The organism is Shewanella sp. SM74 (assembly GCF_025653725.1).
Taxonomy (GTDB): domain Bacteria; phylum Pseudomonadota; class Gammaproteobacteria; order Enterobacterales; family Shewanellaceae; genus Shewanella; species Shewanella oncorhynchi.
The window spans coordinates 61,305-74,135 of the sequence record NZ_JAKKRZ010000005.1 but is presented as its reverse complement, the minus strand read 5'-3'; the positions used below and the strand labels follow the sequence as shown (position 1 = coordinate 74,135).

Genomic DNA, 12,831 nt, shown 5'->3' with positions numbered 1-12,831 from the left:
TTTCAGCACATTTACATGAACTTAAAGTCGGTGTAATAAGTTTAAAATAAGCACAAGGGCTTAAAAATAAGCGAGTTTGTTCAAATGAACACAGAATATAACGTAAAAATGCAGGAAAAAGCCGTGGAGTTTTAAATCAACCTTTCGTTTGTGATTGTGCCCAAACGGCTAATTTTTCTCTAAAAATCTTGGCATTATGCCGCACATCCACAGGGAAATCAGGATGGATAAGAAACCGCCTTATGCCCTGAGTCTGCGTAAATTGCTCGGCGATGACGATCAAATCTTGGTACAACTGCTGACTCTTATTGCACACCAATGACTGGTCGAGTTCGATACAAATTAACGGCTCTATCTCGTTCGCCACTTTCACTCCCACTAAAGCGGAGCGCTTCACATTGGGATGCGTATTAAAAATGCGCTCGCAGGGAATGGAATAATAACGTTTAGCAAACAATCCGTTAAGGGTAGCGTCGACTCTGTGGGCCTTACGACCACACATCCACAGAAGACCTTGATCATCAAGATACCCCAAATCGCCCATGCGGTGTCTAACGGTATCGGTTGCCGAGTCCCAAATCTTGGCCGCCGCAGTCGCGCGTTTGCCTTGGCTTTCGTTTTGGCTAGCGTGCTGACTATTGTTTAGATAATAGGACTGACTCACCATAGGCCCCTGCACGACTATCTCGCCGATTTCACCGTTATTCAGCACTAAGGCATCATCCCACTCGGGAATAACCTCTTCGCTGATAGCAATAATGCGAATCGTCACACCATCGATAGCGCGACCGACACAGATACCACCGCCGTTATCTGTGATGTCAGTCGTGGCAAATAACGCATCGCTGGCAATCATACTAATAGGCAAAGATTCGGTTGCGCCGTAGGAATTTAAAATCGGCACACCTTGGCTCAGCATCTTACTAAAACGGGCGATGGAGGCAATGGTGGCTGGCGCACCCGCGGAAATCACCCGCTGTACGCTGGGCAGTTTATGCTGTTTTTGTTCCCCCGCGCGGCCTAAACGTTCGAGCAAAGCGGGATTAACAAAAATATTACTGCATTGATATTTCTCAATCGCGGCAAATAGAAATTCAGGATTAGCAGTAATAGGTTTGCTGGCATCCATTTCTGGAACGATAGACGCCATGCCAAGTGCGGGACCAAAGAGTGAAAACAGCGGAAAAGTGGCTAAATCGCGCTCGCCATGGCAAATGCCATAATCGTTTTTTAGCGCTTGAATTTGTGCCTCAAACATACCATGGCTATACACCACACCCTTAGGCGTGCCAGTGCTGCCACTGGTAAATAAAATCGCCGCTATCTCATCAGATTTAAGCATCACCATGGGATATTCAGACTTTGGAGCAGAAGATTGTACTGAGGTGCTTTGCAGCAGAGTCGATAAACTTATCGCACCAGTACCGATACGGATTAACTTTGCCGCTAAGCCTGTTTTGCCGTCATCAACATTGAGTAATGACTTAATACTGCCCTTACCCCAACCAAATAGACGTCTAGCAATATGAGCCTTGGGAATACCAATAAAGGCATCGGGCGCGGCTTCAGCAAAACACTGTTTAAGATTGCGGATCCCCATGCCGGGATCAACTAGGATAGGAATAACCCCCGCTTTAAACAGCGCAAAAGTAAGTGCAAAAAAATCCAAACTCGGCGTGACCATAAGCACAGCCTTCATGCCGCGCTCAATGCCATGGGCGTTAAGCGCAAAGGCTATCGCATCGCTTTGTCTGTCTAGATTAAGAAAGTCCAACTCGCTGTAACGCAAATTCGCCACAGAAGCGCCCTGAGCGCTTTGTACTGCTACCGCAAGATGATGGGGAATGGCATGGGCGGCTTGCTTGAGATGACGACAAATATTGGCATCATTGATTGTTGCTGACGCAGAAGTGCCACTTAAAAGTGACTTTTCCAACGGCGTCACTAAAGGAGCAACTTCAGTCTCAAGCAAGGTCGACATTAACCTGCGGCCTGTTCGGACTGCGCCGCTTCTACGTGGTCGTCAGCCATAAAGCCTTTGATATGGGCAATCACTTCATCGCTGGCATCTTCCAAAATGTAGTGACCACAATCGGCAAATTCATGCACTGTCGCATGGGGCATGTGTTGGCGCCATTTCGCTAAAAAGTGCTTATCGAATACAAAGTCCTTGAGGCCCCAGCAAATCAGGGTCGGCACTTTGGCAAACTGCGGTAAACTCGAAGCAATATCAGAGACTAATTGATAATTTCTATCGCCTTCACGCAGCGGAATATCCTGCACAAAACGCAGCGTCGAAATGCGATTAGCCCAAGAGTTAAACGGCGCGACATACGCCTCGCGAATGTATTTCGACATCGGCTGACGCTTAACACCCACATAGGAAGCAATAGACGAAAAGGCATTGAAACCGCGTACCAACACAGTGCCTAACAGGGTATTACGACAGATCCACAGCGGCCAAGGGAATGGTTTAGTCTCGGGCAAATGGAAAGCGCCCGTGTTCAATATCACTAGGCGTTTAATGCGCTCAGGATAATGCGCCGCATAACCCATACCTATCATGCCGCCCCAGTCGTGTACGACTAAGGTAATATTTTCTTTCACATTCAGGCTATCGAGCAGGGCTTCGAGATCGTCGATACGATTCTTAAGGGTATAGTCATAACCACTATCGTCTGGCTTATCCGACAGGCCACAGCCGATATGATCCGGCACTATGCATTGGTGAGTGTCTTTTAAGGCGCTAACAAGATTGCGGTAGTAAAACGACCAGCTAGGATTACCGTGAACCATCACCACAGGCTCGCCTTGACCCTCGTTGATATAATGTAGCTTGTTGCCATTACGGCTAAGAAAATGACGTTTAAAAGGCAACAGAGTGTCTAACATGACGCTTCCTATCTTGATTCTTTATGAGAGCGAATAACGGGTTATGTACAGCTGGCTTAGCTTATCGACAGAACTAAAGACTAAGCTATCAACTGAATCATGGACTTACTGGGTTGACTCGAATGTATGCCAGCCATCAAGCAAAGGCGTGAAAAGGTGCACTGCACCCTACCACTTAATACCTAACATCATGCAATTCAATCCACTGCCTATGCCTAAAAAGCTCACTTGATCGCCCGCTTGTAAAAAGCCTTGATCGTGCGCCATCGCAGCGGTCACAGGTAACGACACTGTGCCCATATTGCCCAGCAGCTGATACGTAGGAAATTCTTTTTCGGGGGGAATATTTAACGCGCTAAGCACTTGCTTACGGTTTGAGGCACCCACTTGATGGCAAATCACTTTGTCCACTTGCTCAACCAGCCAATTACGCTGCTCAAGGAAATGCTCCCAAGTGTGCTTCGCCAATTCAACGCCTTCTTTAAGCAAGGTAACGGCATCGGTACGCATAAACTCGCGGTACAGATTGTGCCCCACTTCCTGCAGACCCCATTGACACAACTGATGATGCTCAGGCGCCGATAAGTGCGATGCACCCAGCAATTGATGCTGACGCACATTTGTCAGCGGCAAGCTGCCATCGGTAAGAATCACCGCCACGGCACCAGAACCACCGGTTAAGGTCGCCAGTGACTGGGCAAAATTCTGCATGGTCGGATCGGCCAACATGTTATCGATAGTGACATCGACAATATCCCGCGCCGACTCACAGGACACCACCATACCCGCCTTGATTTGACCCAACTCAATACGGTTCGCGATATCTAAAATACCCGATAACACCCCAAGACAAGCATTGCTGATATCGTAAATCGCAGTGTCTTTTGACACACCCAATTCGGCAGCAATACGACACGCGGTCGCGGGCTCATGTTGATCGCGGCACACGCCGGTATAGACAACCGCACCTAAATCGGCGACATCAATCCCAGTTTCAACCATGGCTTTACGGGCAGCTTTAATCGCACCGTCGGACAATTGATGTCCTTTTGGCCACCAGCGGCGTTCGGTAATCCCAGTCAATGCGGCAAGCTGTCCCATAGGAATACGGAACTTTTGATACAAAGGAGCAAGACGAGACTCTAGCTCACTACTGGAAACCACAACAGGCGCCAGTTCATAGGCCAGGCTATTAATAAATACGCGGGAATATTTCATGAAACTGTTTTATTCGCTCACTAGAATGACTGACCAGCAGGTCAGCTTTCAGTTGTTATTCGTCATTAATGCGACATTTGAACAAGAAAAGCCCGATGATTCAATAAAAAACCATCTTGAGTGTAAGACTTGTCTCACAGCGCAGGTTCCAAACACGACGGCCCTGAATTAACTATCACTAAACTTAAATGCGCTAATATAGAAATAATTCATAAAAAACATCACAGTACAGCATATTTTTAGACGCGCAAAATTATACCGCCATTTTTTGCGCTAAAATCAGCGTATTTCTTGGTGTGACGCTGTTTGCACAAAATTCACCCACGCAAACACCATATCCTTGTTCCTGCAAAAAACAAGCGCGATCTAAGATTAACCACTGCTCCAGTGCGCTGCGGAATAAATGCGCGACTAAATCAATACGGCGAGTTAATTGTTGTCTTTGTCGCCCAACGTCAAGCCAAGCTTCAAAATCCCTGTTTTTTGCAAGATTAACGGCCTTAGTCTCGGCTGCCCACAGGCAAAAATCCGTAAAACTGCCGCTCAACTGGCTCTGTTTTAACGAGGGTAAAGGCAAATATTCGTCGATTTGTCGACATTCACGTTGCAGTGCATCAAAGCCTAAGCGCCACGCAATTTCTTGATGGCGTAGCGCTTGCTGCTTGGGATTAGCGATCACACTCTGCTGCAGCGGTAACTGTAAATCATGGCGACTGAGCTTTAGGCTGCTCTGCTGAGCAAGAATGGATAACGGCTGATAATGGCTCGCTTGAATTAAATGATAGCAACAGGGAGAAATCGCCAATGCCTGCGTGCCCGCCTCGGCCGCCAGCGTTAACAGCCGAACATGCAAATCTCCGCAGGCATGCAAAGCAACTGCTTGCTGCTGAGCAGTTAAGGGATGAGTTGTTAACGGATTCGCTGCTGAGGGATGTTCAACTGGTGTTTCGACAGTGGCTATAGCCCTGTGCTCAGCGCCAATAGCAAAGGCATCGGCGCAAATAAAAGTCTGCGATAACTGCCACTTATCAGCAAAGGACTGCCCTGCTTCACACAGCGGCGCCTGCCACTCTAAGCTCACCACATCGGCGCCGCGAGCTTTAGCAATCAAGCGGCCCAAATGCCCTTTTCCTGCACACCATTCCAATACGGGTAAATTAAGCTGGGGTAAATGCTGCACAAAGGCGGTAATTTGCTGCCATTTTCGGCCTTTAATGTGAGCACTAAAGTGCGCCTCATCATCAAAGGACAAACCGCTGTCCTGCGCTTTATCTACCTTTGTGGTATCGGTAATAGTAATATCAGCAATGGCTGCGGTAAGTAATGACAAGTCCCAATCTTGGCCTAATGCCCTAAGATCGCGGTTTAATGCCGGTGACAGCGTCTTAACCAGTAAAGATTGCTCGGCATCGAGTCCATCAAGCTCATCATCAGCCAGCGCCCACACAGCTTCGGCCAACTGCGGAAAATCCTGTGCCCAAGGTAAAGAGTTCACTTCAAATGCACGCACTTGCCACAGGGCAGCACTCTTTTCAAGCAACTGATTAAGCTTGCTAAATTGCTGTGAGTAAGTGAATTGTTGCTGCAGATTATCTTGGTTCACGTCATGCCCAGTGTAAAAAATACTTGTCTCACCTTAGGCCAAGGGAATGCGCCCTAAAGATGACTTTATGCGAAAAAATGTTAGTATCGCGGCCTTTAAACACTCAACCATATCGTTAACTGAATACACGCGTTAGCGAGCATAGGTTAACGAACTTTGATTAACTGGCTTCGGTTAACTAGCTTCTATTAACTAGCATCGGTTAACTAACCTTAAGGCTCCAGAGGACACACATGCTTTCACCTTGCGTCGCACGCTGCGGTTTAAATGACGAAGACTACTGCATGGGCTGCTTTCGACATATCGATGAAATTGTCAGTTGGCGTACGAGCAGCGAAGCACAACAGGCAGCCATTTGTCAGCAACTTCCCGCCCGTAAAGCTTTATTTGAAGGCAGTGAAAACCAGCATATTTTAAGTCGTGATAAATGGTTAGCTGCCGAAGCGCGTTTAACCGACAAAGACTAAACGCCGCCTGCTAACGCCACCCTCTGCGCAAGCTCATCCTGCTAACAGCCTACAAGACTATTTTTTCAGCATTGATTTTAAGTCAGCAAAGGGATTGTAGGTCGCCGCCGCTTGCTTGGTTTCTGTGGTGCTACCGTAGCGGATCAATTCTTCAAAGCGAGAATGTTCGTTGTCATGGCAATAAAGACATAATAATTCCCAGTTTGAACCGTCTGACGGGTTGTTATCGTGGTTATGATCCCTATGATGCACAGTCAGTTCACTTAAGTTTTTTGGGGTAAATTCGCGGGTACAGCGGCCACACACCCAAGGATAGAGTTTTAACGCTTGCTCACGGTAACCGCTCTCACGCTTAGCTTTGTACTCCCGCGCATCGGCTAATACTTTATCTAACTTACTCTGGCCTGGCACTGATGACATAGTGTAATCCCTAAAACAAACCCTAAAAAAATTGCCCCAAGGATAATCCGAGTTATCACTTGGGGCAATATATCCCGCACTTTGCGGGTTAATGGTGCACGATTTGTAGACGTAAATGGCTAAGCCGACTTACGTTACAGGCTTACGTTACTTAACTTACGTGGGCATGATCGGCATTCGACAGATGCAAATAGTGTAAGTATTTTTCATACTGAGTCACCACATCCGCGAGGATTTGCTCTTCGGTATAACCCATCACATCGTAATGCTGACCACCTTGTTCAAGGTACACTTCGGCGCGGTAATACAAGGTATTGCCCTGCTCGATTTCAGTCCCTATTGGGTTAGTGATGTCAAAACAACGCGTTCGTACACCGTAAACAAAGGGTAAATTCACCTCATTGCTGATCACTAATCGCACGCGGCCATCTAAGTATTCAAGATCGGCCACTATGCCTTTAGCCATAAAGTGTTGACACACCTTAGATAAAGCGGGCGTAGCCACATTATTCAAGAACACTTGCGCTTCTTCATGGGTAGGATGCGAGACTAAAACCCCAATACGCTCTTCCCAGCTCATATTAGTTTTGGCGTATTGCACACTAGTATTGTGTAACTGCACGCTATTAATCTTCAGCCAATCATTTTTCAGGGCTTTAAATAAGCCCAGACACATGAATAGCATCACCACTAAGAACGGCATAGCACTGGCGATAGCCGCCGTTTGCAGCGCCTGTAATCCACCCGCTAACAACAATACCGAAGCAACGACCCCTTGCAACAGTGCCCAAAAGATCCTCTGCCATACGGGGGCATTGTTATCACCTCCCGAGGTAAGATTATCAATCACTAAGGATCCCGAATCCGACGAGGTCACAAAGAAAGTGACGACTAAACAAATCGCAATCCCAGAAAGTAAAGTCGGAAACGGCATGTGCTCGAAAAACACAAACAAGGCCACTGATACATCGGTATTCACCGCCTCGGCAAGATAGGTCGCGCCGTGATTCATAATCGAATCAATCGCCGTATTACCAAATACCGTCATCCACAGAAAGGTCAGCGCCGATGGCACAAATAACACACCAATCAAAAACTCACGGATGGTACGGCCGCGGCTTACACGTGCAATAAAGGTACCGACAAAAGGAGACCAGGAAATCCACCAACCCCAATAGAGCAAGGTCCAGCCTCCGAGCCAATCTTCCTTATGTTCATAAGCGTACAAGTTAAAGGTTTTACCCACTAAATCACTTAAGTAACTACCGGTATTCTGCACAAAAGCCTGCAACAGCATAACCGTAGGGCCAAGGATCAAGACGATAAGCAATAAAATAATCGCGAGACCCAGATTGAGTTCGCTTAAGCGTTTCACGCCTTTATCGAGACCAGAAAATACCGATAATGTCGCCAATAAAGTAATGCCGATAATCAAACACACCTGCACCACAGCATTATTGGGTAAGCCTTCAAATAGATAACTCAGACCCGAGTTAACCTGCAACACCCCAAAGCCCAGTGATGTCGCCACCCCAAACATAGTGCCAAGCACAGCAAAGGTATCCACTGTATGGCCAATAGGACCATAGATGCGTTCACCAATTAAGGGATAAAGCGCACTTCGCGGCAATAACGGTAACTTATGTCGATAAGAGAAATAGGCCAGACTCAATGCCACCACAGCGTAAATCGCCCAAGCATGCAGTCCCCAATGGAAGAAAGTGATCTTCATTGCCTCTTTTGCGGCAATAAGACTCTCTGGAGTTGCATCCGGCGGCGCCAGATAGTGCATCACAGGTTCAGCGACCCCAAAAAACATCAAACCTATGCCCATACCCGCCGAAAACAACATGGCGATCCAGCTTTTATAGCTGTAGTCAGGCACTGAATGATCTGGTCCTAGTTTGATATCGCCGAAGCGACTGACCATGACAAATATGATAAAAATCAGGAAAAACGCCACACTTAGAATGTAAAGCCAACCGGCTTTCATTTCTATCCATGACTGCATTGATCTAAAAAAGGTGTTTGCCTCTGTGGGCCATACTGCGCAAATCATCACCATCAAGATGATGAAAAAGACCGACGAATAAAATACCGGCGGATTAATACTAGACTTGATTGACATTGACTCTCCCTATTTCTAGCGGGTTCACACTCCAAATATCTCAACATACCAACGGCGAGATAGGACAAAACTTATACTTAAAATTTGGTTAATACTGCGTGGCTCATCTATGACCAGTATGGGGGAAATCCCAAAGATCATGGCAACGACTCGCTATGGCTAAACGCGACAGGATCTGAACAACGGGATTAACAACACTCGACTTTTTTAAGCCAATGATTGATGGATAAACAGAATTAACACCACTAAGGCAGCTAATACCCACCTTTAGCATAAAACAAATATATTACTAGAATATTCAGCATAAAAAATGGCGACCATATTGGTCGCCAAAAAATTATACCACAAAAATCATCAAATTTAATTTTAAACGCTAAAACGCATAAACCTTCATCGGATTACTTGGTCGGTGACTGCGAGATACCAGCAGTTAAATTGAAGCGCATCGCCTCCTCAAACGACCAATCAACCATAATTAAATCATCCCGCTTAACTAAGCTCGTCACGCCCGCCATTTGATAGCTCAATTGGAACAACACAGGCACCCAATCGCCCTCTGGTAGCGCATCTAACAAGGGCTGTGGCGGCGTATCCGTCATAATAAAACCCACCACAAAACTGCCATTCGCCTGTTTCACTAACACTGTCTTTTGGCTTGTTGGCTTACCATCACGATTCATCAAAGAGGCGATATCACGGATACTGCCATAAACCGATTTAAACAATGGGAAACGCATCAACTGGCGCTCAAGCCAACCATAAAGCCACACAATCGGGCTGACCGAAAACAGCAGGCCCACGGCAAAAACTAATGCCACCACCAGCATAAATCCCACGCCGACAAAGTGTTGGTTAATCCCTACCAACTCTAAAATCACAATTCCCAAACCATCTAACGATACAAACAACGACCAAAATAGCCACAAACTCAAGGCCATAGGTAATAGATTCATTAAGCCGCGGGCTAAGGTTTTTTTCATCACACTCTCATTCAGTCATAGGGATACAGAAGGCATAAAATATTTACGCAAAAAACGCCACAAATGCTACCACAGAGTCACTTTTGCACCAGCACATGATGTAAGGTATCTGGCAGTAATAGTTTCAAGCATAGAGACAACGTTCAAATTCAGAGCACGCTCTGAGCTATTCTAAGGAAAGTAAAATGCGCGTAACCCGCTTAGATCATTTGGTCTTAACCGTAAAAGACATCGCCGTCAGCGTCGAATTTTATCAAACCGTGCTCGGGATGAAAAAAGTGGTATTTGGCAATCAGCGTATTGCGTTAAGTTTTGGCGACCAAAAGATTAACCTGCACCAAGCGGGCGCAGAATTTGAACCTAAAGCCGCAGCAGCCACGCCCGGCAGTGCCGATCTGTGTTTTGTGGTCAGCCACAACATAGAAGAAGTGATCGCCCACTTAAACGCACTTCAGATTGAAATCATTGAAGGACCAGCGCTACGAACCGGTGCCACAGGCCGGATAAACTCTGTCTATATCCGCGACCCAGATTGTAACCTGCTTGAGTTATCAGAATATCTACCCGCCTGCACGGGATAAGCGAAGTTAAAAACTTCATTTGAATTTTTTAATCAAAGTCAAAGTCGTGGGGCTTCACCCCACACCCGACCAAGGAGGACTGCTCGTCCTATCCTCCTTGGATGCTCCAAGACGCCCCAACGGAGTTGAAAGCCCCTTGTGCTCATTGCCAAATTTGCTATCGCTTCCGAAGGATGCGTCCCTGCACCTGCGAAAGCTAGTCGGTCATCCATGACCGAACTCACGCACTCTTTATTAAATCAAGAGCTCTATTCGCCCTGCGGCACTCCGAGGGGATGGCGTATTCCTTGGGATTTTGAGTCGTTAGATCGCAATTAAAAAAGCGGGGACATCCATATCTTTTTATGGATGGCTCGATTTATTGCTCCATCAACTACTAATATCACATATCAATGCGTATAAAAATTATTTAAAAAAATAAAACCAGTAAATATTAAATCTATTTTAAAAAAATTATTTTATTGACACGTATATTATACATGTGATTTATTAATTTTCACATTAACTAAATGGAGATATATCGCATGAAAAATGGAACTTTAGCATTATTGATTTCTTTATCTTTTAATGCATCAGCAGTTACAGAAAGCCCTGATATGATCATTAAGAAAAATGGCGAAGAAGTCGTAAAAGGCTACATTGCAGAATATTTAAATGATATTGGAGTTGATTCAGCATTCCCTGAAACTAGAGCAATTGACAGAGATTATAATAAATATTTTATATGGCAAGGATTGACCATGACCTACATGAATGTCACTGGGGGGTGCAAGGCTCTAGTTGTAAACGTAACTACGGGCAAAGGTTATAATCAGAACTACCATCATATTTCACAATCATTTGAATCATTCCCGCTCCCACCTTATAGAGATAAATCAACTTATACAAGTTGGAATGTTATTGCAGCAATGGATTGCACCGACACTTTACCTGGAATTCCGTGGTAATAATGAGATATTATTTAAGTTAAGAGAATTAAGATTATTTATCGAAATGACACCATTGTTAATGGTAAATATTTCGCATCTAATCTTGCTCATTAAGATGATTAGGATAAAACAAATAAAAGATTAAACAAAGACACATAATCTTAAAAGCGTGGCATAATACTTCTAGCAATGCTTTTTGTAAGCATATAAATAAGGTTTATATGCCGCGCACTCTCAATCAAAGTATAGAAAGAAAAGCTGGGACATATATGGTCACCTCGGGTTTAGCAAGGAGTTAACTGGACACCCAGTCTTAATGGCGCAGCAATTAACCTCCGACTATGCTTGGGTTAAGCATTAAACAAGGAGGTTTGTATGCCGCGCCCTCGCAGAACTCAGATAAGTGTTGAAGACACTCCCTATTACCATTGCTGTAGCCGCGTTGTTCGGCGTGCGTTTTTGTGTGGCGATGATACCTATGACCATCGCCGTGGTTGGGCTGAGTCACTACTGTTTGAACTTGAAGCCATTTTTGCCATTGATGTGGCGGCCTTTGCTGTGATGTCGAACCATTTACATGTAGTGCTGCGGGTCGATATCGACAGTGCCAATCGTTGGACTGACCGCGAAGTACTTGAGCTGTGGCATAAATTGTTTAAAGGCGATGAATTAACGCAAAAATTCGTTCAAGGAGAGTTAGTTGAAGCGCATGAGGTCAACCGATTAAAGCATTCAATCGCCATTTACCGCAGCCGTTTATGCGATATTTCATGCCTAAGTTTTCAAAAGAGCACGATGTTTGAATGAACCGATAGCAAGACAAGCAAATCAAGAAGATAACTGTACTGGTCGTTTTTGGGAAGGACGGTTTACCTATTTCTTTTATAGAGAATCAAGCCTTACTCGATGAAGCCGCTGTGTTAACCTGTATGGCCTACGTTGATTTGAATCCGATTAGAGCCCAAATAGCGGATACGCCAGAACAATCCGACCATACCAGTATTCAGCTGCACATTCGGGCCGCATTAAAAGGTGAACAACCTAAAAATCTACTGCCTTTTATCGGTAATGAGCGCGAGAACCAGCCCAATGGCATTGCGTTTTCCTTAACGGATTATCTCGAATTAGTGGATGATACAGGCCAAATCATCCGCAATGATAAACGTGGGGCAATAAGTGAAAATAGCGCTAAGTTACTGACAAAATTAAATATCCCACATGACAATTGGCTCAAGCTGTCCACTGAATTTGGCAAGCTATTTCATGGTCCGGTGGGTACGCTGCAAGAACTCACTGATTACTATGAACGTCTAGAAAAGCGACGACGGCACTTTGCGGCAAGCTGTCAGCACTTTCACAGCAACTAACTGTAATACTGCTTAACCAAACCAATCTCTGCCCATGTGTTTTATTGGGTGGGTTAGCATGTCTTAAATACACTAATTTTTAATGAGTTAGCTCATTTTCATGCCTTAGCTTTAGCCCTTCAACTTTTGATGACTCTCATTTAAGCAATTTTAGCTCGTACAAGTTGTAGACAAACCAAAAGTGCATTATGTTGTTGATCTAAAATGGATGGCCAGATTTTTTGCACTGATTGCTAACAAGACAGC

10 protein-coding genes and 1 pseudogene are annotated in these 12,831 nt (G+C 45.3%); 4 read left to right on the top strand and 7 right to left on the bottom strand.

All coding sequences use genetic code 11. From position 1 onward, the window contains the following. Positions 1-136: 136 nt before the first annotated feature. The 4 genes from oleC to L5M49_RS07175 form a co-directional block, all read right to left on the bottom strand. Positions 137-1,981, bottom strand: a complete 1,845-nt coding sequence (gene oleC, locus L5M49_RS07190) for an olefin beta-lactone synthetase (RefSeq protein WP_263265729.1) — start codon at positions 1,979-1,981, stop codon at positions 137-139. Beyond that, on the bottom strand, positions 1,981-2,892 hold the full coding sequence (locus tag L5M49_RS07185) for an alpha/beta fold hydrolase (RefSeq protein WP_168823602.1): 912 nt from the start codon (positions 2,890-2,892) through the stop codon (positions 1,981-1,983). Before L5M49_RS07185 ends, oleC begins: the two co-directional genes overlap by 1 nt. A 168-nt stretch (positions 2,893-3,060) precedes the next feature. Beyond that, positions 3,061-4,110, bottom strand: coding sequence for a 3-oxoacyl-ACP synthase III (locus L5M49_RS07180; protein ID WP_028760522.1), 1,050 nt, complete (start codon positions 4,108-4,110; stop codon positions 3,061-3,063). Between the two features lie 253 nt (positions 4,111-4,363). Continuing rightward, entirely contained in the window at positions 4,364-5,713 is a 1,350-nt protein-coding gene (locus tag L5M49_RS07175) for an SAM-dependent methyltransferase (RefSeq protein WP_263149028.1), read from the bottom strand. 233 nt (positions 5,714-5,946) lie between these two features. Here L5M49_RS07175 and L5M49_RS07170 point away from each other — a divergent pair, with 233 nt between their 5' ends. Beyond that, a complete protein-coding gene (locus L5M49_RS07170) occupies positions 5,947-6,180 on the top strand; it encodes a DUF1289 domain-containing protein (protein WP_006085323.1) in 234 nt (77 codons plus the stop codon). 57 nt (positions 6,181-6,237) lie between these two features. Here the strand turns inward: L5M49_RS07170 and L5M49_RS07165 are convergent, their stop codons facing one another. The 3 genes from L5M49_RS07165 to L5M49_RS07155 form a co-directional block, all read right to left on the bottom strand. Further along, positions 6,238-6,600, bottom strand: a complete 363-nt coding sequence (locus L5M49_RS07165) for a YajD family HNH nuclease (RefSeq protein ID WP_028760525.1) — start codon at positions 6,598-6,600, stop codon at positions 6,238-6,240. A 151-nt stretch (positions 6,601-6,751) separates the two neighbouring features. After that, the gene (locus L5M49_RS07160; protein WP_105249669.1) at positions 6,752-8,728 is read right to left on the bottom strand and encodes a BCCT family transporter; all 1,977 of its coding nucleotides are present in this window, start codon (positions 8,726-8,728) and stop codon (positions 6,752-6,754) included. Between the two features lie 398 nt (positions 8,729-9,126). Then, positions 9,127-9,708 carry a DUF502 domain-containing protein gene (locus L5M49_RS07155; protein ID WP_263265728.1) on the bottom strand — a complete coding sequence of 194 codons (582 nt, stop codon included), beginning with the start codon at positions 9,706-9,708 and terminating at the stop codon, positions 9,127-9,129. A gap of 185 nt (positions 9,709-9,893) precedes the next feature. Here L5M49_RS07155 and L5M49_RS07150 point away from each other — a divergent pair, with 185 nt between their 5' ends. The 3 genes and pseudogenes from L5M49_RS07150 (at position 9,894) to L5M49_RS07140 (ending at position 12,585) form a co-directional block, all read left to right on the top strand. After that, on the top strand, positions 9,894-10,289 hold the full coding sequence (locus tag L5M49_RS07150; protein ID WP_263265727.1) for a VOC family protein: 396 nt from the start codon (positions 9,894-9,896) through the stop codon (positions 10,287-10,289). 524 nt (positions 10,290-10,813) lie between these two features. Next, complete coding sequence (locus tag L5M49_RS07145; RefSeq protein WP_173245720.1) at positions 10,814-11,236, top strand: hypothetical protein; 423 nt, start codon at positions 10,814-10,816, stop codon at positions 11,234-11,236. A 357-nt stretch (positions 11,237-11,593) separates the two neighbouring features. Next, positions 11,594-12,585, top strand: a pseudogene (locus tag L5M49_RS07140) (transposase). Positions 12,586-12,831: the final 246 nt, after the last annotated feature.